Raw genomic sequence first — 25,963 nt, 5'->3', positions numbered from 1 at the left:
CCGCCATGGGCGATCCGATGCGGCGGCTCGAGCGGCGCATCCGTCGCCGCATGGATGCCCGTGCCGCCGCGCAGCGGGTGCTGCGCTCGCTGCCCGCCATCCTGCAGATCGTCGTGGCCGCCGTCGGCGCGTACTCCGTCGCCCACTACGTGCTCGGCCACGAGGTGCCCCTCGTCGCCGTGACGGTCGTCATCAGCGCGCTCGGTCTCGCCCGCGACGCCCGGCCGCGGCGCGTGCTCGAGACCGTGGTCGGGATCCTGGTGGGCATCATCGTCGCCGCCCTCCTCGTGACGGTGCTCGGCCGAGGGGTGTGGCAGATCGCCGTCATCCTCGCCCTCGCCCTGCTGGTCGCCCGTGCCGTGTCGCCCTCGGCGGGCTTCGCGATCGCCGCCGCGGTGCAGTCGATGCTCGTGGCCGTGCTGCCCGCGCCGCCGGGCGGCGTGTTCGAGCGCGCGCTCGACGGCGTCGTCGGCGCGGTGATCGCGCTGCTCGTCACCGCGCTCATCCCGCGGCTCGACGTGCTCGCGACGAAGGGGGAGTCGCGCGCGCTGTTCTCCCTGCTCGATCAGTCGATCACCGGGCTCGCCGGGGCTCTTCGCACGGGCGACGCGGCCGCGGCGGATCTCGCCCTCGCCCGCAGCCGGCGCACGCAGCCGCTCATCGACGGGTGGACGGAGTCGCTCGACTCGGCCCGCGCCGTCGCCACCTACTCGCCCTGGTTGCGCGGGGGCCGCGCCCGGCTCGCCGCGGAGGCCGAGCAGCTCGCCGCCGCCGACCTCGTGACCCGGCACGTGCGCTCGATCGCCCGCCGCATCGACGTGCTCGTGCGCGACGGCGTCGAGCGGCCCGGGCTCGGGGCGCTGCTCGACGAGACGGCCGTCATCGTGCGGGCGCTCGGGCGCAGCGTCGAGGATCGGGCCGAGCGCGATCGCGCGCGCATCCTCGGGCTCGCGCTCGCCGGGGTGCTCACCCCCGAGGCCGTGCCCGGCGCGGTGAGCGTGCCCGATCAGGTCGTCGTCGTGCTGCTGCGCGGGCTCGTCTTCGACGTGCTCGTGGTCTCGGGGCTCGAGCCGCACGAGGCGCGGCAGGCGCTGCCGCCGATCTAGCGCCCTCCCGCGGTCGACTCGACGCGCGCGGCGATGCTCAGGCGCGCGGCGCCACGGCCTCCCACGGAAGGGTGAGCTCGCCGAGCCGCCACCGCGAGACCCCGTCGCGCACGGGCCAGCCGGTCGCGCGCAGCCCCTGTACCGCGGCGATCCAGCGCTGCCGGGCCGAGAAGGTCGCGAGCGGCGCGTTCATCGCCCACTGCGCGTCGAGCTCGCGCAGCAGCGCGTGGATGCGCTCGCCGGGCACGTTTCGGTGGATGAGCGCCTTCGGCAGCCGCTCGGCGACGACGCTCGGCCCCTCCGGCGACTCCGGTCCGCCGAGCGAGTCGAGGTGCAGCGCGATCGTGAAGGTCTCGGGGCCGGCCGCGACGGCGGGGCGACCGGCGCCGGCCGGCGCCGCCGCGCGCAGACCCACCCAGCTCGCCACCCGGCCGACCTCGTTGCACGTGCCCTCGAGCAGCATCCCGCCCGGCTGCAGGCGCGCGAGCATGGTCGCCCAGGCGGCGGCGACCTCGGCCTCGTCGTACTGCCGCAGCACGTTGGCGGCGCGGATGACCGCGGGGCGGGCATCCACCGGCACCTCGAAGCCGCCCTGCTCGAAGCTCAGTCCCTCACGCGCGAACGGCCGCGCGGCCTCGACGCGGGCGGGGTCGATCTCGATGCCGACCACGCGCACGTCGTCGCGCACCCGCCGCAGGCGGTCGAGCAGCTCGGAGGGGGTGCGGTGCGAGGCGCCGTAGCCGAGGTCGACGACGAGCGGATCGGCGGCCTCGCGCAGGGCGGGGTGGGCGGCGATCCAGCGGTCCATGCGCCGCAGGCGGTTGACCCCGGTCGTGCCGCGGGTGATCCGCCCCTGCGCTTTGCTCGGCCGGGCCATGCCGCCATTCTCCCGTGCGCGGCCGCCCCCGCCCGCCCGATCCGGCGCCGACGGGATGCCCCGCGCTCGTTAGGCTGGAGCACATGACCCACACCCTCATCCTGCTGCGCCACGGCCACTCCGTCTGGAACGAGAAGAACATCTTCACCGGCTGGGTGGACGTCGAGCTGACCGAGAAGGGCCGCGAGGAGGGGCGCCGGGCCGGCGAGCTCATCAAGGCCTCCGGTCTCGAGCCCCGCGTGTCGTACACGAGCCTCCTCAAGCGCGCCATCCACACGGCGAACCTCGCCCTCGAGGTCGCCGACCTCGACTGGCTGCCGGTCAAGCGCAGCTGGCGCCTCAACGAGCGCCACTACGGAGCGCTGCAGGGGCTCAACAAGGCCGAGACCCTCGAGAAGCACGGCGAGGAGCTCTTCATGACCTGGCGCCGCAGCTTCGACACCCCGCCGCCGCCCCTCGACGACGACGCCGAGTACAGCCAGGTGCACGACCCCCGCTACGTGGGCATCGACGGCGAGGTGCCCCGCACCGAGAGCCTCAAGCTCGTGATCGACCGCATGCTGCCCTACTGGGAGAGCGACATCACGAAGGATCTCGCCACCGGTGCGCCCGTGCTCGTCACCGCCCACGGCAACTCGCTGCGCGCGCTCGTGAAGCACCTCGACGGCATCGCCGACGACGACATCGCGGCGCTCAACATCCCCACGGGCATCCCGCTCGTCTACGAGCTCGACGACGCGTTCCGCCCGGTGAAGCCCGCCGAGTACCTCGACCCGGAGGCCGCCGCCGCGGGCGCCGCGGCCGTCGCCGCCCAGGGCAAGAAGTAGCGGTGTTGCGCTTCGCGGTCGTCTCGTTCCTCGAGCCGGTCGCGCTCGACAGCGAGTACGCCGCCGGAGCGCTGCCGCTGCACGTCACCCTGCTCTCGAGCGCGTCGACCGATGCCGATCTCGGGCAGGTCGCCGAGGCCGTCGAGCAGGCGGTCGCAGCGTTCCCCGGCTTCGCCGCGCGCGGGGGCGACGACGAAGAGCACGACGACGGCACCGAGGTGACGCTGCTCGACGAGGCGGGCGAGATCGTGGATGCCCACCGCGCCCTCATCGGAGAGCTGCGCGACCTCGGGGTGCGGGTCGACGACCCGGGCCGCGTGGGCCGCGGGTTCCGCCCCGCCGTCTCGATCACCGCGGAGGAGCGCATCGAGCGCGGCGAGCGCGTCGAGCTGCGCGCCGTCGCGATCCTCGACTGCGCGCCGGAGGGCGACGGCTCGCGCCGTCGGGTCATCGACCAGATGCCGCTGCTCTAGCGAGCGCGGCGGGGGTTACGCGTCGACCGGCACCCAGTCGCCGGTCGCCAGGTACTGCACCTTCTTGGCGATCGAGACGGCGTGGTCGGCGAAGCGCTCGTGGTAGCGCGAGGCGAGGGTGGCGTCGACCGTGTCGACGGCCTGGCCCTTCCAGGTCTCGCCGAGCACCTTGTCGAAGACGCTGAGGTGCAGGGCGTCGATCCGGTCGTCCTCGTTGCGGATCTGCTCCGCGATCGCGACGTCCTCGGTCTTGAGCAGCTCGACGAGCTTGCGGGCGATCTCGACGTCGAGCTGGCCCATCTCGGTGAAGATCGGGCGCAGGCTCTTCGGCACGACCTTGTCGGGGAACCTGTAGCGGGCGAGCTGGGCGATGTGCTCCGACATGTCGCCCATGCGCTCGAGCGAGGCGCTGATGCGGAGGGCGCTGACGACGATGCGCAGGTCGCGGGCGACCGGCTGCTGACGGGCGAGGATGTTGATGGCGAGCTCGTCGAGCTCGGCGGCCGCGAGGTCGATCTTGTCATCGTCGGCGATGACCGTCTCGGCGAGCGAGACGTCGGAGTGGCTGAAGGCGCGCGTCGCATTGTCGATCGACACCGCCACCAGGTCGGCGATCTCGACGAGGCGCTCCTGCACCTCGCGCAGCTCCTGCTGGAAGACTTCGCGCATGATCCGTTACGTCCTTACATCTGTCGGGGCGGGGCACAGTCAGGGCAAGACTGGTGCGGGAGGGTGAACGACCATCGACCCGATGGTGAACAATCGGCCAACCGCCTCCCGCGGGGCGGATGACGATCTCCGCGGGCCGCGCCGGTGTCTAATCTAGTCCTCATGGACGCGGCCCTGCTGGTGCCCCTCGCTCTCGTGCTCGGCGCGGTGATCGGGGGCGGAGCCGTCTCCACCGTCGTCGTCGCGGTGCGACGGGGGCGCATGGCGGCCGAGGTCGTCTCGACCGCCGTGCCCGACGGTGTGGAGCAGGTGCTCGACGCGCTCGAGTCGGCAGGGGCCGTCCTCGACCCGAGCAACAACGTCGTCAAGGCCTCGCCCGGCGCCATCGCGCTCGGGCTCGTCTGGCAGCGCACGCTCGTGCACCCCAGCCTGCTGGCGCTCGTCGACACCGTGCGCCGGTCGGGGGAGCCCCTGACGCAGGAGGTGGATCTCGCCCGTGGCCCGCTCGGTGACGCGAGCATCCACCTCACCGTGCGCATCGCCCGCCTCGGCACGCGCTTCGTGCTGCTGCTCGCCGAGGACAGGACGGAGTCGGTGCGCCTCGACGCGGTGCGCCGCGATTTCGTCGCCAACATCAGCCACGAGCTCAAGACGCCGATCGGCGCGGTCGGGCTTCTTGCCGAGGCCCTCGAGCACGCGGCCGACGACCCGGCCCAGGTGCAGCGCTTCGCGAAGCGGCTCAGCAAGGAGTCGCAGCGTCTGGCCGGCATGACGCAGGAGATCATCGAGCTCTCGCGCCTGCAGGCCGCCGACGCCCTCGCCGACCCGCAGCAGGTCGACATCGACCGCGTGATCACCGCCGCGATCGATCAGAACCGCGTGACGGCGGATGCCCAGCGCATCCAGCTCGTCAGCGGCGGCGACCGCCGCACCCGCGTCTGGGGCGACGAGGCGATGCTCGTCTCGGCGGTGCACAACCTCATCGCCAACGCCATCCAGTACTCGGTCGCGCCGGCCCGCGTCGGCATCGGCGTCTCCCAGCGGGACGACGTCGTCGAGATCGCCGTCACCGACCAGGGCATCGGCATTCCGGAGGAGGAGCTCGACCGCGTGTTCGAGCGGTTCTTCCGGGTCGACCAGGCCCGTGCCCGGGCCACCGGCGGCACCGGCCTCGGCCTCAGCATCGTCAAGCACGTGGCTCAGAACCACGGCGGCGACGTGCGCGTGTGGTCGCAGCCCGGCCGAGGCTCCACGTTCACCATCCGCATCCCCCGCGTCGTCGACGAACCGTCGGCGGCACCCCAACCCGTGAAGGCCCGCGCATGATCCGCATCCTCATCGTCGACGACGAGCCCTCGCTCAGCGAGCCGCTCGCCTACCTGCTCTCGCGAGAGGGCTACGAGACGGTCGTCGCCGACGACGGCAACGCCGCTCTGGCGGAGTTCGACCGGGGCGGCGCCGACCTCGTGCTGCTCGACCTCATGCTGCCGGGCCTGCCCGGCACGGAGGTCTGCCGCGAGCTGCGGCAGCGCTCCTCCGTGCCGATCATCATGCTGACGGCGAAGGACAGCGAGGTCGACATCGTCGTGGGTCTCGAGCTCGGGGCCGACGACTACGTCACCAAGCCGTACTCCACGCGCGAGCTGCTCGCCCGCATCCGCGCCGTGCTGCGGCGCCGGGTCGACGAGGAGGACGTGGACCCCGGCGTGCTCGAGTCGGGCGGCGTGCGCATGGACATCGACCGCCACCAGGTGAGCGTCGACGGCACGACGGTCGCCATGCCGCTCAAGGAGTTCGAGCTGCTGGAGCTGCTGCTGCGCAACGCCGGCCGCGTGCTGACCCGGGGTCAGCTCATCGACCGCGTCTGGGGCGCCGACTACTTCGGCGACACCAAGACGCTCGACGTGCACGTCAAGCGCATCCGCTCGAAGATCGAGAAGGACCCGTCGAACCCGCAGCTGCTGCTGACCGTGCGCGGGCTCGGTTACCGCTTCGAGGCCTAGCCGCTCGGGACCCCGTCGGCGCGGCGCCCTCGAGGCGCCGCCGCCGCGGGGCGGATGGCGCGTCCCGGCGGGTGGCGCGGCGCCTACGCCGCGGTGCCGACTGCTGGGCGCCTACTCCTCGGTGCTGGGGACGAAGAGCTCGTACTCGGGCAGAGCGCCGTCGAGCACGGGGATGAGGAGCTCGGTGCCCGGCTCGTCGCCGTACTGGAAGAAGACGGGCACGAGAGAGCCGATGGTCGCGTCGGTGCCCGTCACGAGCACCTCCTGGTCGGCGCCGATCGAGACGAGGTCGCCGGCCGGCACGAAGAACTCAGCGCTCTCGCGCCCGCTCTCGCCCTCCCACTGCACGGTGAGGTTGCGGGCGGAGTCGCCCGAGTTCACGATGCTGACGACGAGGTTCAGCACGTCGCCGTCCTCGCCGATGAGCAGGGCGTTGCGCAGCGAGAGGTCGCCGACCGTGCCGCCGACGCCGTCGCTGGGCTCGTACTCGATGTTCGTGGCGATCTCGGCACCGAAGGTGCACCCCGTCGTTCCGAGCAGGAGCGCCGCGGACAGGGCGACAGCAGCGGCGGTACGGGATTTCACGGGAGAGCCTCCAGAGCACGGTCGATCGGCGGCGTCCGCGTGCGCCGGGGCGCGCCCAGGCATGCAGAAGCGGATCCCAGTCTAGTCGGGCGGAGCGCCGCGGCGGGCACGCGGCCGCGGGGCGCTCCGGCGGGGCGCTCGTGCGGTCGACCGGGACCGACCGCGGAAGGCTGAGAAACAGCTGTGGTAGACTGGCAGTTCTGCGGAAGGACCATCATCCATGCTTTTTCAGGTCGGCGAGACGGTCGTTTACCCCCACCACGGTGCGGCAACCATCATTGAGGTCAAGAACCGGACGATCCGGGGTGAAGAGAAGCTGTACCTGAAGCTCAACGTCACCCAGGGCGACCTCACCATCGAGGTGCCGGCCGACAACGTCGACCTCGTCGGCGTGCGCGACGTCATCGGCCAGGACGGCCTGGACAAGGTGTTCGAGGTGCTCCGCGCGCCGTTCACCGAGGAGCCGACCAACTGGTCGCGCCGCTACAAGGCCAATCTCGAGAAGCTCGCCTCCGGCGACGTCATCAAGGTGTCGGAGGTCGTGCGCGACCTGTGGCGCCGCGATCAGGACCGCGGCCTCAGCGCCGGCGAGAAGCGCATGCTCGCCAAGGCCCGCCAGATCCTGATCTCGGAGCTCGCCCTCGCCGAGAAGACCGACGAGGAGAAGGCCTCGACGGTCCTCGACGAGGTTCTCGCGTCCTGAGCTCCCCGCTCCCGACCGAGCGCGCTCCCGACCGAGCCCCCGCGTGTGCGACCCCGACCGTGACCGAGCCCGCTGGTGACTGACGTCGTGCCGTCGCTCGGCATCGTGATCGTCGCGGCGGGCAGCGGTACCCGGCTCGGGCATCCCGAACCGAAGGCGTTCGTCGCGCTCGCCGGACGCTCGCTGCTCGAGCGATCGCTCGCCACCGTGCTCTCCCTCGCCGAGCCGGCGTCCGTGGTCATCGTCGCGCCGACGAGCCATGGGCAGCAGGCCCGCGACATCGCCCAGCGCATCGGCGGGGCCGTGCGCGACCACATCCAGGTCGTCGACGGCGGGGCGACCCGGCAGGCCTCCGTCGCCCGGGGCATCGCCGCGCTCCCGACGGAGTGCGATGCCGTGCTCGTGCACGACGCCGCCCGTGCGCTGCAGCCAGTGGCGGTGTTCGAGCGGGTCCTCGCCCGCGTGCGCGAGGCCGGCGCGGGGGTCATCCCCGTCATGCCGGTCATCGACACCATCGCCCGCCGCGACGCCGAGGGGCGCGTCGTCGGGCAGGTCGACCGCAGCGAGCTCGCCGCCGTGCAGACCCCGCAGGGGTTCCCGGCCGCCGCTTACCGCGCCGCCCTCGAGTCCGCGACGGCCGAGCACACCGACGACGCCGGGGTCTTCGCCGCGGCCGGGGGCGAGATCGTCGCCGTCGACGGCGACGCGCACGGCTTCAAGATCACCACCCCGTGGGATCTGCGCCGGGCCGAGCTGCTGCTCGAATCCGAGCGGCCGCGCCTGCGCACGGGCATCGGCATCGATGTGCACGCCTACGACGAGGCGGCGCCGATGTGGCTGGGCGGCCTGTACTGGCCCGACGAGCCCGGCCTCGCCGGGCACAGCGACGGCGACGCGATCAGCCACGCCGTGTGCGACGCGCTGCTCTCGGCCGCGGGCCTCGGCGACATCGGCTCGCGCTTCGGCGTCGACGATCCGCGGTTCGCCGATGCGCGCGGTGCCGTGTTCCTCAGCGCCACCGTCGAGCTCGTGCGCACCGCGGGCTTCGAGATCGTCAACGTGGCCGTGCAGGTCGTCGCGCGCCGCCCGCGCTTCTCGCCCCGCCGCCACGAGGTCGAGGCGCTGCTCACCGGCCTTCTGGGAGCCCCCGTCAGCGTCGCCGCGACGACGAGCGACGGCCTCGGGTTCACCGGGCGCGGCGAGGGCGTCACGGCCGTCGCGACGGCCCTCCTGTCGGCCTGACCGCGGCCGGTAGGCTGGGCGGATGAGCGTCCGCCTGCACGACAGCCTCCGGCAGGCCGTCGTCGACCTCGCTCCGCGGGTTCCCGGCCGCGTCGGCATGTACGTCTGCGGCCCGACGGTGCAGTCCGCGCCGCACATCGGGCACCTCCGCAGCGCGCTCGTCTACGACCTGTGGCGGCGCTGGCTGACCCACCGCGGCTACGCCGTGACCTTCATCCGCAACGTCACCGACATCGACGACAAGATCCTGCAGAGCGCGGGCGACGACGAGCCGTGGTACGCGCTGGCGTACCGGGTCGAGCTCGAGTTCTCGTCCGCGTACCGCGCGCTGGGCATCCTGCCGCCGACCTACGAGCCCCGGGCGACGGCCAGCATCGATCGCATGCACGCGATCATCGCCCGGCTCATCGAGCGAGGCCACGCCTACCCGGCCGAGGACGCGAGCGGCGACGTCTACTTCGACGTGCGCTCGTGGCCCGCCTACGGCGAGCTGACCCGGCAGAGCCCCGACGACATGGACGCCGCCGAGGACGCGCCTGCACGGGCGAAGCGGGATGCGCGCGACTTCGCGCTCTGGAAGGGCCCGAAGAGCGACGAGCCCGAGAGCGCGAGCTGGGACTCGCCCTGGGGCCCCGGTCGCCCGGGCTGGCACATCGAGTGCTCGGCCATGGCGCAGCGCTACCTCGGGCACTCCTTCGACATCCACGGCGGCGGGCTCGACCTGCGGTTCCCGCATCACGAGAACGAGCTGGCGCAGTCCCGCGCCGCGGGCGACGAGTTCGCCGCGCACTGGGTGCACAACGGCCTCGTCACCGTCGGCGGGCAGAAGATGTCGAAGTCGCTCGGCAACTCGGTCTTCGCCGCCGACCTGCTCGCCTCCGCCCGCCCCGCCGTGGTGCGCTACTGGCTGAGCTCGGCGCACTACCGCTCGACCATCGATTACACCGAGGGCTCGCTCGCCGAGTCGGAGGCGGCGCTCACCCGCATCGAGACCTTCCTCGCCCGGGCCGCGAAGCGCGCGCCCGTCGCCGTCGGCGAGGTCCCCGCGGCCTTTGTCGCGGCGATGGATGACGACCTCGCCGTGCCGCAGGCCCTCGCCGCCCTGCACGAGGCCGTGCGCGCGGGCAACGCCGCCCTCGACGCCGACGATGCCGAGACCGCCGCCCGGAGCGCCGCCGAGGTCGCCGCCATGCTCCGGGTGCTGGGGCTCGACCTCGCGAGCCCGGGGGGCTCGAGTGCGGCCGACGGCGAGCACGCCGCCCTCGACGCGCTCATACGGCGCCTCATCGACGAGCGGCGCGCCGCCCGCGAGGCGCGCGACTGGACCACCGCGGACCGCGTCCGCGACGACTTGGCCGGGGCGGGCATCCTGCTCGACGACACCCCGGATGGAACCGACTGGAGACTCGATGGCTAAGCAGGGGCGCCCCGGCGCACGCAGGACGAAAAAGGGCCCCACCGTGGGATCGGGGGGCCAGGGCCGCCAGGCTCTCGAGGGCCGCGGCCCGACCCCCAAGGCCGAGGACCGCACCTGGCACCCGGCCGGCAAGCGCAAGATCGCGCAGGAGCGCCTCGAGGAGGCGCGCTCGCGCGGCGGCCGCACCCCCGACCGCAAGCCCAGCGCCACGACCTCGACGAGCGGCGGCCCGCGCTCGGCCAAGCGCGCCGGCGACCACGAGGTGCTCAGCGGTCGCAACTCGGTGGTCGAGGCCCTGCGGGCGAAGATCCCCGCGACGGCGCTCTACATCGCGGCGCGCGTCGAGATGGACGACCGCGTCAAGGAGGCCCTCGGCCTCGCGACCAAGCGCGGCGTGCCCGTGCTCGAGATCATGCGGCCCGAGCTCGAGCGCCTCACCGGCCCCGACTCGGTGCACCAGGGCATCGCCCTCACGGTGCCCTCGTACCAGTACGCGCACCCGCTCGACCTCGTCGAGTCCGCCCGCAAGAAGGGGCAGGTGCCGCTCATCATGGCGCTCGACGGCGTGACGGACCCGCGCAACCTCGGGGCGATCATCCGCTCGACGGCCGCGTTCGGCGGGCACGGCGTCATCGTGCCGCAGCGCCGATCGGTCGGCGTCACCGCGGCCGCCTGGAAGACCTCGGCCGGCGCCGCCGCGCGCACCCCCGTCGCGATGGCCCCGAACCTGACGCAGACGCTCAAGCAGCTGAAGAGCGAGGGGATGTTCATCCTCGGGCTCGACGGCGGCGGCGACGTCTCGCTGCCGCAGCTCGAGCTCGCCGATCAGCCGATCGTCATCGTCGTCGGCAGCGAGGGCAAGGGCCTCTCCCGCCTCGTCACCGAGACGTGCGACGCGATCGTCTCCATCCCGATCACCTCGGCGACGGAGTCGCTGAACGCCGGCATCGCGGCGAGCGTCACGCTGTACGAGGTGGCGCGGAGGCGCGGGGCGAAGTAGCGGCAGCGGTCCGGCCCGCGGTCGGGGCGTGTCGCGCGGCCCGCGGGGGGCCGCTGAGAGGATCAGCCCTTCAGACCTTGTCGCGCCACGACCCCGTGACGATCTCGTCGTCATCATCGTCGAGCGCGAGCTCGATCTCGCTGGTGTCGAGGGCGCCGGGCAGGCTGATCGACTCGGTGATGGGCGCGATGACGGTCGCCTCGTCGCGGCGGTGGCGCAGCACCGTGTCGATGTACGAGCTGAGGGCCTCGGCGAGCGGGATGGCGCGCTTCTCGTTCTGCGAGAGGTACCAGCGGTGCTCGAGCAGCTGGTGGAAGACCTCCGGCCCTTCGAGCTTGCCGCGCAGATCCCTCGGGATCGCGCGCACCACGGGCTCGAACACGCGCACGAGCCACTCGTGGGCGACGACCTCCTCGTCGGCATCCCGGTTCGGGTAGTTCGCCGCGACGTAGGAGTCGAGGTCGTTGAGCAGGCGCCGGGCCTGGTTCTCGCCGGCGTCGATGCCCGTCAGTCGGATGAGGCGGCGGGTGTGGTGCCCGGCATCCACCACCTTCGGCTGGATGCGCACCTCGGTGCTGTCGCCGTCGGTGCGGATGGCGAGCTCCTCGATGTCGAAGCCGAGGTCGTTGAGCCGCTCGACGCGCTGCGTGATGCGCCAGCGCTCGGAGCGGTCGAAGGACTCCCAGCCCGTGAGCTCCTTCCAGAGCGTGCGGTAGGCCTCGATGATGCGGTTCGAGACCTCGACGGCGTCGACGTTGTCGTCGAGGCGCCCGCCGGCCTCGAGGTCGAGCAGCTCGCCGGCGATGTTGACGCGCCCGATCTCGAGGTCGTTCTCGCGCTGGCCGTTCGAGAGGCCGCCCTCGTAGAGCTGGCCGGTCTCGGCGTCGACGAGGTAGGCGGCGAAGGCTCCCGCGTCGCGCCGGAACAGCGTGTTCGAGATCGAGACGTCGCCCCAGAAGAAGCCGACTATGTGCAGGCGCACGAGCAGCAGGGCGAGGGCGTCGACGAGGCGGGTCGCGGTGTCGGGCCGCAGCGTCTGCGAGTAGAGCGCCCGGTACGGCAGCGAGAAGCGCAGGTGACGGGTGACGAGCACCGGCATGAGCTCGTTGCCCTCGTCGTCGAGCCGTCCGGTGATCACGGCGACGGGGTCGACGCAGGGGATCTCGAGGCGCTGAAGCGTGCGCAGCATGTCGTACTCGCGCCGCGCCATCTCCTCCGTCGTCTCCTTGATGGCGACGACCGAGCCGCTGAGGTGCACGAAGCGCACGAGGTGGCGCGAGATGCCCTTCGGCAGGGCCGCGATCGCGTCGTCGGGCCAGACGTCGAGGGGCAGGTTCCACGGCAGGTCGAGCAGTCCGGGGTCGACGACGGCGGCGGTGATGTTCAGCGATGCGCTCATGGCGGCCCTTCGCGGGTCGGGGCGGGAGGCGGGGAGGGGGATCGGTCGGGGGAGGCTCGGCGATCGTCGTCGGGAACGCCGCGAGGGCGGGCGCGTCGTGCGACGCGCCCGCCCTCGCTAGGCAGTGATCCCGATCAGCCGGCGGTGATCGGCGCCCGGTTGAGGCGCAGGCCGGTGCCGGTGTCGAAGACGTGCACGTGGCGCGGCTCGGGGCTCACGACGACGGTCTCGCCGGCGTTGGGGTGCACGCGGCCGTCGACGCGGGCGACGACGTCGACGCGCTGGCCGTTGACGTCGGCGTGACCGTAGAGGTAGCCGTCGGCGCCGAGCTCCTCGACGACGTCGACCTCGACCGTGAGGCCCTGGCTGCCGGCGGCGCCGACGATGAGGTCCTCGGGGCGCACGCCGACCGTCACCGAGGCGTCGGTGGCGTCGGAGAGCGAGTCGCGGTCGACCGGGGCGACGCCGGTGCCGAACTGCACGCCGCCGTCGACGATGGTGGCGGGGAACAGGTTCATGGCGGGCGAGCCGATGAAGCCGGCGACGAACACGTTGCGCGGCGTCTCGTACAGGTCGCGCGGGGTGCCGACCTGCTGCAGCACGCCGTCCTTCAGCACGGCGATGCGGTCGCCCATGGTGAGGGCCTCGGTCTGGTCGTGCGTGACGTAGACCGTGGTCACGCCGAGGCGGCGCTGCAGCGAGGCGATCTGGGTGCGGGTCTGCACGCGCAGCTTGGCGTCGAGGTTCGACAGCGGCTCGTCCATGAGGAACACCTGGGGCTGACGCACGATGGCGCGGCCCATGGCGACGCGCTGGCGCTGGCCGCCCGAGAGCGCCTTCGGCTTGCGGTCGAGGTAGGGCTCGAGGTCGAGCAGCTTGGCTGCCTCGAGCACGCGGGTGGCGCGCTCCTCCTTGGCGATGCCGGCAATCTTGAGGGCGAAGCCCATGTTCTCGGCGACGGTCATGTGCGGGTAGAGCGCGTAGTTCTGGAACACCATCGCGATGTCGCGGTCCTTCGGCGGCACGTCGGTGACGTTGCGGTCGCCGATGAAGATGTTGCCGTCGTTGACCTCTTCGAGGCCGGCGAGCATGCGCAGGGTGGTCGACTTGCCGCAGCCGGAGGGGCCGACGAGGACGAGGAACTCGCCGTCGGCGACCTGCAGGTCGATCGCGTCGACCGCGGGAACGGTCGATCCGGGGTACAGGCGGGTGGCCTTGTCGAACGTGACTGATGCCATGGTTGTGCTTCTCCTTCACCGGCAGGTACGTGCCGGACGATCCGTAGTGAATGGAATAACGACCCGGGGGCCGGGATGAGCGACCCCGGTCGTCAGGGCTCAGTATGCCACTGATCATGGCTCGACTGGATACCGGGCGGAGGACGCCGTACCCTTTCCCGGGGCCGTTCGCGCCCGACCCGCTCCTCCCGCGCTCCTGCGGCACTGCGGACGGCACGACGCCTTCACCCGAGACCGAAGAGGACCACTCATGACGGACAGCGACGCGGCGACCGGCTCGGAGGGCATGATCGAGCGCCGCGCCGAAGCCCGCGACAAGGCGCGTCAGCTGCGGGCGACGCAGAAGAAGAAGGACCGCCGCACCCGGCTGCTCCTGCAGGGCGGGCTCGGCATCGCCGCGATCGCCGTCGTCGCGATCGTCGCCGTCGTCATCGTCGGCTCCGTGCGACCGGAGGGCCCCGGCCCGCGCAACATGGCGAGCGACGGCATCCGCTTCGATGCGGGCTTCGCGGTGCAGACCACGGCAGGGCTCGAGCCCGGCGAGGCACCCACCCCCTCCGAGCCGAGTGCGGCCGGTGTCGTCGACGTCGTGGTCTTCACCGATTACCTGTGCCCCGTCTGCGCCGATTTCCAGACCGAGATGGATGACCTCCTCACGACCCTCGTCGACTCCGGGGCCGCGACGCTCGAGATCCACCCGCTCGCGACGCTGACCAACCGCTCGGCGGGCACGCAGTACTCCCTGCGCGCGGCGAACGCCGCGGCGTGCACGGCGAACTTCGCGCCCGCGGCGTTCCCCGCGGTGAACGCGGCGCTCTTCGCCGCTCAGCCGGAGCCCGACACCGAGGGGCTCACCGACGGCGAGCTGCTCGACCTCGTGCAGGAGGCGGGCGCCGACTCCGGCTCGATGGAGCGCTGCATCGAGGAGCGCCGCTTCGCCCCCTGGGTCGAGGCGGCGACGACGCGCGCGCAGGCGGGCCCGCTGCCGGTGGCCTCGACCGAGGTCGAGTCGCTCGGCGGCACCCCTCTCGTGCTCGTGAACGGCGTGCGGTACCCGGGCACCGATCCCTTCGACGCGGCCGACTTCTCGCAGTTCATCCTGCAGGCGGCGGGCGGGGACGTCGATCTCGAGCCCTCGCCGTCGCCGTCGCCCTCCCCCTCTCCCGCGGCGCCCTGAGCGGCGGTCGCGGCGCGAGCCGGGCATCCACGCGTAGTCTGCCGGCGGCGAGGCGCCGCGGGTAGGCTGGCCCTCGCCCTCCACCGCGCGCCCCGTTAGCTCAGCTGGTAGAGCAGCTGTCTTGTAAACAGCAGGTCGCAGGTTCGAATCCTGTACGGGGCTCCACTCCCGCTCCCATGCCCCCTGACCGGGGGTGCTCCGCGCAGCGACGCGCCCCCAGTGCGGGGGTGGACCGACCGGCCGCGGCCCGCCGAGGCTTGGCGGGCGCCGTGCGCGGCCCGTACGGTGGCTCTGCAGCGGCCGGGGGGCCGCCGCTCACATGGATGCTCTGGGGGGAGCCCGACGATGGCGCGCACATCCACGTTCGCCGGTACCGCGCTCGCGGCGGCCGTTCTCGTCGCCGTGCCGTTCCTCGGCGCCGCCGGCCTCGGGTCGTCGACGACGCCGTCGGCCGGGGCGGTGACCGCCTCCGCATCGGCCGGAGAGCAGGATGAGCCGATCATCCGCATGATCGACGACGTCGTCGCCGACCCCGCGCCCGCCGCGGGTCGTGCGCGCGCCGCGGCGGTCGCCCGCGCCCTCGCCGCCGAGCCCGCGGGTCTGCAGGTCGCCGGGCGCGCGAAGGCCGCTGCCGCTGCCGCCGCAGCCGCCGCAGCGGCTGCCGCCGCTGCTGAGGCCGCTGAGGCCGCGGCGCAGGCGGCCGCCGCCCAGGCCGCGGCCGAGGCGGCTGCCGCGTCCTCGCGGGCGACGGGAGGGGCGTCTGCCCCCGCCGGATCGACCGCGGCCGGCACCTGCGCCGGCCTGCCCGGGGGCGCCACGGCGGGCGCTCCGGGGGCGGCCTCGCCGCTCGGCGTCGCCGGCACGACCTCCTCCGACCTCGCGCAGTTCGCGCAGGCGTACAACCAGATCCGCGTGAGCAACTGCCTGCCGCCCATCCCCGTCGAGCGCATCCGCTACGACGGCTGCATGGAGCAGCGGCTCTTCTGGATGGCGGAGGACCCCTCGACCGATCCGCTGAGCGCCTGGGGTCACGCCGGCTCGCAGCGCAGCGACGGGGTGCCGAGCACGGGCTGCGACGGCAACCTCGCCGGCGGCACGGGCAACACCGGGGCCTCGGTCGCGCAGAAGTGGTGGGATTCGAGCAGCCACCGGGCCTCGCTGTACAAGCCGGGGGCGAGCGTCGCCGGGGTGTGCATCCTGTTCGCGATGACGCACGGGGGCGTGCCGAACGAGCCGTACAGCTTCACCCGCGCCGCCGCCCGCTGGGCGAGCTGCTGACCGGCACCGCCTAGGCTCGTCCTCGCGGACGGTGCCGACGCCGGCCGCGGGAAGGCCGACCTGTGAGCACTCGACCGCGCTGGGGGATCCTGGCCACGGGCGGCATCGCCCGCTCGATGACCGCCGACCTGCTGCTCGCCGGCCACGCCGTCACGGCGGTCGGCTCGCGCCGTGCCGAGGCCGCCGAGTCCTTCGCCGCCGAGTTCGGCATCGGCCGGGCCCACGGCGGCTACGAGCAGCTCGTCGCCGACCCGGAGGTCGACGTCGTCTACGTCGCCACCCCGCACTCGCACCACGCCGCGAACGCCGTCCTCGCGATCGAGGCCGGCAAGCACGTGCTCGTCGAGAAGGCGTTCACGCTCACGCAGCCCGAGGCGCAGCGCGTCGCCGACGCGGCCGCGGCCGCGGGCGTCGTCGTGATGGAGGCGATGTGGACGCGGTTCCTGCCGCACATGGTGCGCCTGCGCGAGATCCTCGCCTCCGGCGTGCTCGGCGAGGTGCGCACCGTGCTCGCCGATCACACCCAGGCGCTGCCGACGAACCCCGAGCACCGCCTGCAGAACCCCGAGCTCGGCGGCGGCGCCCTGCTCGACCTCGGCATCTACCCGGTCGCCTTCGCCGTCGACGTGCTCGGCATGCCGCAGGGCGTGCGGGCCCACGCCGCGCTCACGCCGACGGGCGTCGACCGGCAGACGGCGATGATCCTCGATTACGCCGACGGCCGTCAGGCCGTGCTCCACACCGCGCTCGACACCGCGGGCCCGAACCGCGCCGCCGTGATCGGCACCGAGGGCTCCATCGAGATCGATCGCACCTTCTACGTGCCGACCTCCTTCACCGTGCGCGACCGGGAGTGGCACGAGATCGAGCGCTACGAGAGCCGCGTCGAGGGGCGCGGCATGCAGTACCAGGCCGCCGAGATGGAGCGGCGCATCGCGGGTGAGGCGCCGGCATCCCTGCCGCTGGAGGAGACCGTCGCGATCATGGGCCTGCTCGACGAGGTGCGCCGCCAGGTGGGCGTGCGCTACGCCGCCGACGAGGCCTGAGCGGGATGCCCCTGCCGACGGCCCTGCGTATCATGGCCGCGTGACGCAGCCCTCCGATGACGCCGGCGCTCCCGCCGCTCCTCGGGCGGCCCGCGGCGGCCTGAGCTCGGGCCGCCGTCGCGCGCTCCTCCTCACGGCCGCCGTGCTCGGTGCCGTCGCCCTGCCGGCCGGCGCGCTCTACGCCGGAGCAGCGGTCGGGGCGAGCAGGCTCGCCCCCGCGGCGACCCCCGCGCCCTCCGGCTCGAGCACCCCGGCGCCGAGCCCCACGGCCGTCGCCGAGCCGCCGCGCACCCCGCCGACCCTCGACGTCGAGCCCAGTCGGCTGCGCACCTGCTCGATCGCCGCGCTCGCGGGTGCCGAGGTGCTCGGCAGCTTCTCGGCCGCCGTGGTCGACGCCGCGACCGGCGAGCTGCTCTTCGACCGCCGCGCCGGCGACCCCGTGCGCACGGGCAGCGTCATGAAGAACCTCACCGCCGCCGCGGCCCTCGCCGTGCTCGGCCCCGACTACCAGCTCGTCACCCGCGCGGTCACGGGCGAGACACCCGGCTCGATCGTGCTCGTGGGGGGCGGCGACGCCACCCTCAGCCGCACCGCCCTCGGGCAGGAGAGCGTCTACCCGGGCGCGCCCAAGCTCGCCGACCTCGCCGCTCAGACGATCGCGGCGTACCGCGCGGCCAACGGCGCCGACGCCGTCATCACCGAGGTCGTGCTCGACGCCGGCTACTGGAGCACCGACGACCGGTGGCACCCGTCGTGGGATCGGGGCGAGCAGACCCAGGGCTGGCTCTCGGAGGTCGTGGCACTGCAGGTGGACGGCGATCGGGACGATCCGAGGGCCGTGCAGTCGCCGCGCAGCACCGACCCGGTCGGGCGTGCGGGGCGGTGGTTCGCCGAGGCGCTCGCGGCGGCGGGCAACCCCGGCGTCAGCATCCGGCAGGGGAGCGCCACCGGCGAGGCGATCCCGCTCGCCGAGGTGCGCTCGCAGCCGGTGCGCACGCTCATCGGGCAGATGGTGCCGACGAGCGACAACACCCTCGCCGAGATGCTCGCGCGGGTCGTCTCGCTGCAGCAGGGTCTGGGCGGCTCGGCCGCCTCGATCGATGACGCCTACGCGCAGGCGCTCGACGGCTACGGCCTGCCGGTCGACCAGCTGACCGTCATCGACGGCTCGGGGCTGAGCGACCTCAACGCCGTGCCTCCCGTCTACGCGGCGCAGCTCGCCGTGAAGATCGATGCGGGCGAGGGCGCGCTCGGCATCGTGCGCGACGCCTGGCCGATCGCCGGGCAGACCGGAACGCTCGCGAACCGCTTCACGGGCGACAACGCCGTCGCGCGCGGGGCCGTGCGCGCGAAGACCGGCCTGCTCGCCGACGGGCACATGCTGAGCGGCAGTATCCGCGCCGAGGACGGCACCGTGCTGACCTTCTTCTTCGCCGCGACGGCGCCGAGCCTCGGGGCGAACAACACCACCCGGGTGCAGCTCGACACCCTCGCGACCGCCGTGCTCCGTTGCGGCGGCAACCTCTCGACCCTCTGACCGGAAGGCCCGCCATGACCCGCGCCCTGCTCATCATCGACGTGCAGAACGACTTCACCGAGGGCGGGGCGCTCGGCGTCGACGGGGGAGCGGCCGTCGCGGCGGGCATCACCGCGCACCTGCGCGAGGCGGGCGACGACTACGCCCTCGTCATCGCCTCCCGCGACTGGCACGATGCCGAGGGCGACAACGGCGGGCACTTCGCGCGGGATGCCGATCCCGACTTCGTGACGACCTGGCCGGTGCACTGCGTGGCCGGCACCGCGGGCGCCGAGTACCACCCCGCCCTCGACGCCGGCGCCGTCGACGTGCACGTGCGCAAGGGGCAGGGCGTGCCCGCCTACTCCATCTTCGAGGGCACGACCGAGGAGGGCCGCACCCTCGCCCAGCTGCTCGACGAGCGCGGCATCGACGCCGTCGACGTCGTGGGCATCGCCACGGACTACTGCGTGCGGGCATCCGCCCTCGACGCGCTCGGCGCGGGGCGCTCGGTGCGGGTGCTCGAGGGGCTCGTGGCGGGCGTCGCGGCGGAGTCGAGCCGGGCGGCGCTCGCCGAGCTCGCGGCGGCGGGCGCCGAGGTCGTGCCGGCCGACGGCTGACGACCGGGGCCGGGAGCCCGGCGCCCGAGGGCCGGGCCCTCGGGCGGGGCGCCGGGCGCGCCTCAGACCAGCAGCTGGTGCTTCGCCAGGTCGCGGTAGAGCGGCACGGCGGCGACGAGCTCGCTGTGCGTGCCCGTGCCGACGACGCGTCCGTGGTCGAGCACGACGATCTGGTCGCTGTCGACGACCGTCGACAGCCGGTGCGCGATGACGATGAGCGTGCGGTTCTCGGCGACGGCGTCGATCGCCTCGCGCATGAGCTGCTCGTTGCGGCCGTCGAGCGAGGAGGTCGACTCGTCGAGCAGCAGGATGGGCGGCGCCGCGAGCAGGGCGCGGGCGATCGCGAGCCGCTGGCGCTCGCCGCCCGAGAGCATCACGCCGTCCTCGCCGACCTGCGCGTCGAGGCCGGCGTCGGTGCGGTCGAGAACCTCGCCGAGGTTGACGCTGCGCAGAACGGCGATGCACTGCTCGTCGCTCGCCTCGGGGGTGCCGAGCAGCAGGTTCTGCCGCAGGGTGCCGGCGAGCACCGGGGCGTCCTGCTCGACGTAGCCGATGCGGCTGCGCAGCTCGGTGCGATCCAGTGCGCGGATGTCGACGCCGCCCATGCGGATCACGCCCTCGCTCGCGTCGTAGAAGCGCTCGATGAGCGCGAGCACGGTCGACTTGCCGGCCCCGCTCGGGCCCACCAGCGCCGTGCGCGAGCCGGTCGGCACCGAGAAGCTCACGCCGCGGAGAACAGTGGTGTCGCGCTCGATCTCGCCGGCGACGGCCGCTGCGGCCTTCTCGGCCTCCGTGCGCCGGGCCTGCTCCGGGTAGCGGAAGCCGACCTCCTCGAACGCGAGCGCGACGTCGGTCGAGGAGGGGTCGGTGGGCGCGGGCGTGAGCGCGGCATCCCCGTCGGTCTCGCTCGGCAGGGCGATGATCTCCTGGATGCGGCCGAGCGCGCCGAGCGCCGAGTTGACGCTCGTGATCGCCCCGAAGGCCTGACCGAGCGGGCCGATCATGAGGAACAGGAACAGGATGAACGCCACGAGGTCGGCGATCTCGATGGCGCCGGAGGCGACGCGGTAGCCGCCGACGCCGAGCACCACGAGGAACGAGACCTGCAGGGCGATCGACGAGATCGGCACGACGAGCGCCGAGATCCTCGCGACCTTGATGCCCTGCTCCCACGCCCCGCGGGCATCCGCCTCGACGTGCGCGATCTCGCGGTCGGTGGCGTTGGCGGCCCGCACGGTGCGCACCGAGGAGATCGCGCGCTCGACGGCCGCGGCCAGGTCGCCGACGCGCTCCTGGGCCTTGCGGCTGGCGACCCGGATGCGCGCGGCGAGCAGCACGACCGTGACGACCGACACCGCGATGACCAGCAGCGTGAGCCCCAGCAGCACCGGATCGATGACGAGCATGGCGATGAGCGCCCCGACGAAGGTCAGGCTGCCGCCGATCGCCTCGACGAGCCCCTGCGTGAGCACGGCGCGCAGCAGGGTGGTGTCGCTGCCGACCCGGCTGACGAGGTCGCCCGTGCGGCGCTGATCGAACTCGGCGATCGGCAGGTGCAGCAGTCGGCGCACGAGGGAGCGCCGGCTCGAGAGCACGACGCCCTCGCCCGTGCGCTGCAGCAGGTAGTGGCCGAAGCCGCTCAGCAGCCCGCTGACGATGACGAGCACGACGAGCAGCGCGACGAGCCCGCCGAGATCGCCCCTGCCCTCGACCACCGTGATGACCTGCCCGACGAGCAGCGGCTGCGCGAGCGAGGCCCCGGCGCCGAGCACGCTGATGACGATCACCCACGAGAGCACCGTCCTGTGCTCGAGCAGGTACGGCAGCAGCTGCGAGAACGTGGCGCGGGGGCCGTCGTCGGGGGTGCGGCCGAAGCCGCGGCGCGGGCGGGTGGGGGCGGGGCTGCTCATGGGGTCCTTCGAGGCGAAGAGAAGAGGAGGCGTCGGGCGTGCCGTCGCGAGGCCGATGAGGCGACGGGATGCCCGCTCCAGTCTGCCGGAGCGCCCGGGCAGCACCGCTCGTGTTCGCTGACAGGGTGCTCGCGAACGGTGTCGGAGACCCGGACTATGCTCGACTCCCGTGTCCCAGCCCGTCATCTCAGCAACGTCGCTCACGAAGACCTACGGCGATTTCACCGCCGTCGCCGGCATCGATTTCGAGGTCGCGCCGGGCGAGTCCTTCGGCCTGCTCGGCCCCAACGGCGCCGGCAAGTCGACGACCATGCGCATGGTCGGGGCGGTCTCGACGCGCACCTCGGGCGAGCTGTCGATCCTGGGTCTCGACCCCGACGCGCACGGCCCCGATATCCGCTCGCAGCTCGGGGTCGTCCCGCAGCAGGACAACCTCGATCAGGAGCTGCGGGTGCGCGACAACCTGCTCGTCTACGGCCGGTACTTCGGTCTGCCGCGCTCCGTGATCGCCGAGCGGGCGGATGCCCTGCTCGAGTTCGCGCAGCTCACCGACCGCAAGAAGGCCAAGGTCGACGACCTCTCCGGCGGCATGAAGCGCCGCCTCACCATCGCCCGCGCGCTCATCAACGAGCCGCGCATCCTGCTGCTCGACGAGCCCACGACGGGCCTCGACCCGCAGGCCAGGCACATCCTCTGGGACCGCCTGTTCCGCCTCAAGGAGCAGGGCACGACGCTCGTGCTGACGACCCACTACATGGACGAGGCCGAGCAGCTCTGCGACCGCCTGGTCGTCGTCGACCAGGGCCGCATCATGGCCGAGGGGTCGCCCGCCGCGCTCATCCGCGAGTACTCCAGCAAGGAGGTTCTCGAGGTGCGCTTCGGCAGCGACAGGAACGCCGAGGCCGCCGAGCGCATGCAGGGCATCGGCGACCGCCTCGAAGTGCTGCCCGACCGCATCCTCGTCTACAGCGAGGACGGCGAGGCCGTGCTCGAGCGCATCACGCAGCTCGGGCTCGCGCCGATCACCTCGCTCGTGCGGCGCTCGAGCCTGGAGGACGTGTTCCTGCGGCTGACGGGGCGGAGCCTGATCGAATGACCGCGCTGGAGCTGGGAGAGTCGCGCCGCGATTCCGCGACGCCAGCGCCGTCGCGGCTGAGCTGCGTCGGGGAACGGGGTGCGTCATGACTGTCGATGCGCAGAGCGCCCAGGGCCTCGAGCGGGACGACTCCCGCCGGGCGATCGCGGGCGGCGCCGCCCCGCGCCGCTTCGGCGCCTGGTACATCGCCGAGCACCGCATCCTCGCGATGAAGGGCTACGCGGGCGACGCGCTCTTCCAGAGCTTCGGCAATCCGCTCATCTACCTCTTCGCGCTCGGCGTCGGGCTCGCGAGCCTCGTGCCCCAGGGCATCGGCGGGGTCACGTACCTGCAGTTCGTCGCGCCGGCGCTCCTGGCGACGGCGGCGATGACGGTGGCGGCGAACGAGACGAGCTACCCGATCCTCTCGGGCTTCAAGTGGAACCCGATCTTCTTCGGCATGAACGCCTCGCCGATCGCGCCCGGGCAGATCGTGTCGGGCATGTTCATCCAGATCGCGCTCCGCGCGCTCGTCACCGTCGCGATCTACTTCGGGGTCATCGCGCTCTTCGGCGCCATCACCTCGCCGCTCGGCGGGCTCGCGATCCTCGTCGCCACCCTCACCGGCGTCGCGATCGGCACGGTGATCGCCTCGTACACCTCGACGATCGTCGACGACAAGGGGCAGATGGCGATGCTGCAGCGCTTCGGCATCACGCCGCTGTTCCTGTTCTCCGGCACCTTCTTCCCGCTCGACCAGCTGCCGATCTTCCTGCAGCCGATCGGCTGGGTGTCGCCGCTCTGGCACGGCACCGAGCTCGGCCGGGTGCTCACCTACGGGCACGTCGAGCCGCTGTGGCTCACCGTCACGCACGTCGGCTACCTCGTCGGCCTCGTCGTCGTGGGCCTGTGGGCCACGCGCCGGCACTTCGCCCGGAGGCTCAACAAGTGACCGCCACGACCGCTCCCACCCGCACGACCGCGCGCGGCGCGCTGTACGCCGGCAACACCCGCGCCGTCATCGCCCGCGGGCTGCTCGCCACGCGCAGCACCAACTACCTCGTGGTGCTCAGCGGCTTCTTCGAGCCGGTGTTCTACCTGCTCTCGCTCGGCATCGGCTTCGGCGCCCTCGTCGGCACCGTGCAGACGTCGACGGGCGTCGACGTGTCGTACCCGGCGTTCATCGCTCCGGCCCTGCTCGCCGTCTCAGCGATGAACGGGGCCGTCTACGACTCGACGTGGAACGTCTTCTTCAAGCTCAACTACTCGAAGCTCTACCAGGGCATGCTCACGACGAGTCTCGGCCCGCTCGACGTCGCGCTCGGCGAGATCTTCCTCGCCCTCCTGCGCGGCGCCATGTACGCGGTGGGCTTCATGGTCATCATGCAGGTCTTCGGCCTCAACCTCGCGTGGACGGCCCTGCTCGCGCTGCCCGCCGTGCTGCTCATCGCGTTCGGCTTCGCGAGCATCGGGATGGCGATCACGAGCTACATGAAGACCTTCCAGCAGATCGAGTGGGTCACCTTCATCATGCTGCCGATGTTCCTGTTCTCGGCGACCTTCTACCCGATCACCGTCTACCCGGAGCCCATCCAGTGGCTCATCCAGGCGCTGCCGCTGTGGCACGGGGTCGAGCTCGTGCGGGGCCTCACCACGGGCGCGCTCAGCGGCATGATGCTCGTGCACATCGGCTACTTCCTCGTCATGATCGCGATCGGCATCGTGTTCACGACGAACCGGCTCCGGGCGCTGTTCCTCAAGTAGGGGCCGGTACGACGACGGCGGGGCGCCGGCTGATCGCCGTGCGCCCCGCCGCCGTCGGTGCCGCTAATTCGTTCGCGTCGCCGTGTACTGCTTCGTCGACTCGTTGAACGTGATCGTGTACCGACCGCCGGAGGCGACGGGGATGTCGCCGCCGTTCTGCACGGCCGTGCCCGAGAGCGAGGTGCCCCCGTAGTTCAGGCTCCACTCCCCGCGCACGTCGAACTTGAAGCGCTGCCCCGTGCCGGTCGGGAACTGCACGTTCGTCGCCGTCCAGGTCGAGCCCGACTTGATCATCTTCGTCGACAGGTCCCAGTTGTTGTGGGTGCCGCGGACGAACAGCGTGTTCCACGCGGTGCCGCGGTACTTCTGGATGAACTGCGCGTACCGGGTCTGACCCGTGCCCGAGGCCACCTCGCCGACCCGCAGCACCGTCATGCCGAGGTACGGGAAGTTGTCGAAGGCCTGATTGACGTTGTCCCAGCCGGTGTTGCTCGTGATGCCGCCGGCGAGCGCGTTCTCGCCCTTGATCTTCACGTTCTGACGCCCGGCCTCCGCCCCGACCCAGCCCACGAGCGTCTTCGCCTGCGAGTACTGCGGCGCGAAGTTCTCATCGTTGAATTCGAGGCAGGTGAAGTGCAGGATGACGCCGCGACCGCTGTCGGCGACCCGGTTGGCCAGGCCGACGATGTTGGCGTAGCCGCGCCCGGTGCTCGCCGCGTACATGTCGACGCTGGTCTGGATGAGGCCGGCGGCGACCTCCGCGGCCCTCGGCGTGGGGCCGGTCATGGACCAGTGCACTCCGGGGATCTTGTAGCCGATCTCGGCGCCCGGGAAGGACGAGCCGAGCGCGGCGAGCACGGTGTCGAGCATCCGCTCGCCGTGGTCGACGAGGCTCTTGTTGTACCAGTCGACGAAGTCCTTGCCGTAGCGGATGTTCCGGTAGTCGCCCGAGGAGAAGAAGAAACCGGCGTTGCTCGGCGGCTGGATCTGCGTCTGCGACGTGAGCGAGGTGCCCCACGCCGTGTTGACGCCGGCCAGCGTGCCGTACTTCGTGACCGCCCACTGCTGGAAGCTCTTCACCGCGAGGGGGGAGTACGACTGCAGCCCGCCGCGCGTGGGGTAGCCGGTGCCGGAGTCGTGACCGTTGTACGAGGGGTAGCGCAGCTCGCCGGCCGGGCCGAGCGAGACGTTGATCTCCTGCATGCGGTTCGCGTAGGTCGTGCCGTACCGGGCGACGAAGGCCTGCGTGAAGGCCTGGTACTCGTTCTGCACGAGCGGGGTCGCCCACCCCTGCACCGTCTCGCTCGAGAAGTTGCCCTGCTCGCTGCGGTGCTTGAGCCCGTTGGCGTCGAGGGTGACGCCGTTCAGCGCGGCGCCCGTGTACTTGCCCCACAGCCACGACGGGAGCGGGATGTTGCAGGTGTCGCCGACGTTGCCGCCGCACTGGTGGAACGAGAAGATCGGCACGATGTCGAGCCCGCGGCTCGTGATCGTCTGGAAGACCTGGTCGTAGTAGCTCCAGTTGAACTGGTTGTCCCCGGCGCCCTCGACCTTGCCCCACCAGACGTCGACCGAGACGGCGTCGACGCCGTAGGCCTTGACTGTGCTCAGCTGGTTGCCGAACTGCGTGAAGTCGAAGACCTCGAGCGGCGCCATGACGTTCGCCGTGAAGTCGGGGCTGTTGGTCGCTGCCGCGGCGCTCGCCGGAGCCGCGCCGATCGGCGCGACGACGAGCGAGGCGAGCAGGGCGAGCCCGAGGCTCAGGGCTCCTGCTCGGCGGGGGTGCTGGTGGATCCGCATCGATGCTCCTCACGAGCGGGGAGCAGCGACATCGTCGTCGCAGGGAGCCCCACCGCCCGACAGCGAGTATCTCCCCTGGTCAGGAGGGGTGCAACCGGTTCCACATGTTCCAGGCGCGGCCCATACCCGGGCCCGCAACACCGCGATCCGTGCCACATGCAGACAAGTCGTTCCACCCGCCGTCGCCGACGGAGCCGCCGCGCTCGCGGGCGCGCCGCGGGGCGGGTGGACGCGGCGC

The 25,963-nt window shown here is 72.6% G+C and carries 24 protein-coding genes and 1 tRNA gene; 18 read left to right on the top strand and 7 right to left on the bottom strand.

Translation table 11 applies throughout. The features are described 5' to 3' along the window. Positions 1–5: 5 nt before the first annotated feature. Positions 6–1,106: an FUSC family protein gene (locus OVN18_RS02775; RefSeq protein ID WP_267781770.1), complete on the top strand. Its 1,101-nt coding sequence runs from the start codon at positions 6–8 to the stop codon at positions 1,104–1,106. A 37-nt stretch (positions 1,107–1,143) separates the two neighbouring features. Here OVN18_RS02775 and OVN18_RS02770 read toward each other — a convergent pair whose 3' ends face one another. Next, positions 1,144–1,983 carry a class I SAM-dependent methyltransferase gene (locus OVN18_RS02770; protein WP_267781769.1) on the bottom strand — a complete coding sequence of 280 codons (840 nt, stop codon included), beginning with the start codon at positions 1,981–1,983 and terminating at the stop codon, positions 1,144–1,146. Positions 1,984–2,066: 83 nt separating this feature from the next. Between OVN18_RS02770 and OVN18_RS02765 the strand changes: the two genes are divergently transcribed. Beyond that, complete coding sequence (locus OVN18_RS02765; protein ID WP_267781768.1) at positions 2,067–2,810, top strand: phosphoglyceromutase; 744 nt, start codon at positions 2,067–2,069, stop codon at positions 2,808–2,810. Between the two features lie 2 nt (positions 2,811–2,812). Then, positions 2,813–3,283, top strand: coding sequence for a hypothetical protein (locus OVN18_RS02760; RefSeq protein WP_267781766.1), 471 nt, complete (start codon positions 2,813–2,815; stop codon positions 3,281–3,283). Between the two features lie 15 nt (positions 3,284–3,298). Here OVN18_RS02760 and phoU read toward each other — a convergent pair whose 3' ends face one another. Beyond that, on the bottom strand, positions 3,299–3,952 hold the full coding sequence (phoU, locus tag OVN18_RS02755) for a phosphate signaling complex protein PhoU (RefSeq protein WP_267738038.1): 654 nt from the start codon (positions 3,950–3,952) through the stop codon (positions 3,299–3,301). A 162-nt stretch (positions 3,953–4,114) separates the two neighbouring features. On the opposite strand from phoU, the gene OVN18_RS02750 reads away from it, so the two are divergent. Both OVN18_RS02750 and OVN18_RS02745 read left to right on the top strand, forming a co-directional pair. Next, positions 4,115–5,278, top strand: a complete 1,164-nt coding sequence (locus OVN18_RS02750) for a sensor histidine kinase (RefSeq protein WP_267738037.1) — start codon at positions 4,115–4,117, stop codon at positions 5,276–5,278. After that, positions 5,275–5,955, top strand: a complete 681-nt coding sequence (locus OVN18_RS02745; protein ID WP_267781765.1) for a response regulator transcription factor — start codon at positions 5,275–5,277, stop codon at positions 5,953–5,955. The genes OVN18_RS02750 and OVN18_RS02745 overlap by 4 nt, the downstream gene beginning before the upstream one ends. A gap of 111 nt (positions 5,956–6,066) precedes the next feature. Here OVN18_RS02745 and OVN18_RS02740 read toward each other — a convergent pair whose 3' ends face one another. Beyond that, positions 6,067–6,540, bottom strand: coding sequence for a hypothetical protein (locus OVN18_RS02740; RefSeq protein WP_267738034.1), 474 nt, complete (start codon positions 6,538–6,540; stop codon positions 6,067–6,069). Positions 6,541–6,760: 220 nt separating this feature from the next. On the opposite strand from OVN18_RS02740, the gene OVN18_RS02735 reads away from it, so the two are divergent. From OVN18_RS02735 to rlmB, 4 genes are all read left to right on the top strand, one after another. Then, a complete protein-coding gene (locus tag OVN18_RS02735) occupies positions 6,761–7,243 on the top strand; it encodes a CarD family transcriptional regulator (protein WP_168916370.1) in 483 nt (160 codons plus the stop codon). Between the two features lie 72 nt (positions 7,244–7,315). Beyond that, positions 7,316–8,485: a 2-C-methyl-D-erythritol 4-phosphate cytidylyltransferase gene (gene ispD / locus OVN18_RS02730; RefSeq protein WP_267782875.1), complete on the top strand. Its 1,170-nt coding sequence runs from the start codon at positions 7,316–7,318 to the stop codon at positions 8,483–8,485. 22 nt (positions 8,486–8,507) lie between these two features. Beyond that, positions 8,508–9,902: a cysteine--tRNA ligase gene (gene cysS / locus OVN18_RS02725; RefSeq protein ID WP_267781763.1), complete on the top strand. Its 1,395-nt coding sequence runs from the start codon at positions 8,508–8,510 to the stop codon at positions 9,900–9,902. Continuing rightward, a complete protein-coding gene (gene rlmB / locus OVN18_RS02720; RefSeq protein ID WP_267738031.1) occupies positions 9,895–10,902 on the top strand; it encodes a 23S rRNA (guanosine(2251)-2'-O)-methyltransferase RlmB in 1,008 nt (335 codons plus the stop codon). The genes cysS and rlmB overlap by 8 nt, the downstream gene beginning before the upstream one ends. Before the next feature lie 70 nt (positions 10,903–10,972). Here the strand turns inward: rlmB and OVN18_RS02715 are convergent, their stop codons facing one another. Both OVN18_RS02715 and OVN18_RS02710 read right to left on the bottom strand, forming a co-directional pair. Beyond that, positions 10,973–12,301, bottom strand: coding sequence for a DUF4032 domain-containing protein (locus tag OVN18_RS02715; RefSeq protein WP_267781761.1), 1,329 nt, complete (start codon positions 12,299–12,301; stop codon positions 10,973–10,975). A gap of 134 nt (positions 12,302–12,435) precedes the next feature. Continuing rightward, positions 12,436–13,539 carry an ABC transporter ATP-binding protein gene (locus tag OVN18_RS02710; RefSeq protein ID WP_267738029.1) on the bottom strand — a complete coding sequence of 368 codons (1,104 nt, stop codon included), beginning with the start codon at positions 13,537–13,539 and terminating at the stop codon, positions 12,436–12,438. Between the two features lie 250 nt (positions 13,540–13,789). On the opposite strand from OVN18_RS02710, the gene OVN18_RS02705 reads away from it, so the two are divergent. The 6 genes from OVN18_RS02705 (at position 13,790) to OVN18_RS02680 (ending at position 19,176) form a co-directional block, all read left to right on the top strand. Further along, entirely contained in the window at positions 13,790–14,716 is a 927-nt protein-coding gene (locus tag OVN18_RS02705) for a DsbA family protein (protein ID WP_267781759.1), read from the top strand. Positions 14,717–14,805: 89 nt separating this feature from the next. Further along, positions 14,806–14,881, top strand: a tRNA-Thr gene (locus tag OVN18_RS02700). Between the two features lie 180 nt (positions 14,882–15,061). Further along, positions 15,062–15,994, top strand: coding sequence for a hypothetical protein (locus tag OVN18_RS02695; RefSeq protein ID WP_267781757.1), 933 nt, complete (start codon positions 15,062–15,064; stop codon positions 15,992–15,994). A 116-nt stretch (positions 15,995–16,110) separates the two neighbouring features. After that, entirely contained in the window at positions 16,111–17,040 is a 930-nt protein-coding gene (locus OVN18_RS02690; protein WP_267782873.1) for a Gfo/Idh/MocA family protein, read from the top strand. A gap of 40 nt (positions 17,041–17,080) precedes the next feature. Beyond that, a complete protein-coding gene (locus OVN18_RS02685; protein ID WP_267781756.1) occupies positions 17,081–18,577 on the top strand; it encodes a D-alanyl-D-alanine carboxypeptidase in 1,497 nt (498 codons plus the stop codon). A gap of 14 nt (positions 18,578–18,591) precedes the next feature. Then, the gene (locus OVN18_RS02680; RefSeq protein WP_267781755.1) at positions 18,592–19,176 is read left to right on the top strand and encodes an isochorismatase family protein; all 585 of its coding nucleotides are present in this window, start codon (positions 18,592–18,594) and stop codon (positions 19,174–19,176) included. A 62-nt stretch (positions 19,177–19,238) separates the two neighbouring features. On the opposite strand, the gene OVN18_RS02675 is transcribed toward OVN18_RS02680, so the two are convergent. Next, positions 19,239–21,086 carry an ABC transporter ATP-binding protein gene (locus OVN18_RS02675; RefSeq protein ID WP_267781754.1) on the bottom strand — a complete coding sequence of 616 codons (1,848 nt, stop codon included), beginning with the start codon at positions 21,084–21,086 and terminating at the stop codon, positions 19,239–19,241. A 169-nt stretch (positions 21,087–21,255) separates the two neighbouring features. On the opposite strand from OVN18_RS02675, the gene OVN18_RS02670 reads away from it, so the two are divergent. From OVN18_RS02670 to OVN18_RS02660, 3 genes are all read left to right on the top strand, one after another. After that, entirely contained in the window at positions 21,256–22,182 is a 927-nt protein-coding gene (locus OVN18_RS02670; protein WP_267781752.1) for an ABC transporter ATP-binding protein, read from the top strand. An 85-nt stretch (positions 22,183–22,267) separates the two neighbouring features. Next, entirely contained in the window at positions 22,268–23,113 is an 846-nt protein-coding gene (locus OVN18_RS02665) for an ABC transporter permease (protein WP_267738020.1), read from the top strand. Continuing rightward, the gene (locus OVN18_RS02660) at positions 23,110–23,925 is read left to right on the top strand and encodes an ABC transporter permease (RefSeq protein WP_267738019.1); all 816 of its coding nucleotides are present in this window, start codon (positions 23,110–23,112) and stop codon (positions 23,923–23,925) included. Before OVN18_RS02665 ends, OVN18_RS02660 begins: the two co-directional genes overlap by 4 nt. A 63-nt stretch (positions 23,926–23,988) precedes the next feature. Here OVN18_RS02660 and OVN18_RS02655 read toward each other — a convergent pair whose 3' ends face one another. Beyond that, on the bottom strand, positions 23,989–25,725 hold the full coding sequence (locus OVN18_RS02655) for a family 14 glycosylhydrolase (RefSeq protein ID WP_267781751.1): 1,737 nt from the start codon (positions 25,723–25,725) through the stop codon (positions 23,989–23,991). Positions 25,726–25,963 lie beyond the last annotated feature (238 nt).

Origin of the sequence: Microcella daejeonensis (assembly GCF_026625045.1) — a bacterium.
Lineage (GTDB): Bacteria > Actinomycetota > Actinomycetes > Actinomycetales > Microbacteriaceae > Microcella > Microcella daejeonensis.
Note: the sequence above shows the minus strand (reverse complement) of the source record. Positions and strands in the feature narration are given on the sequence as shown.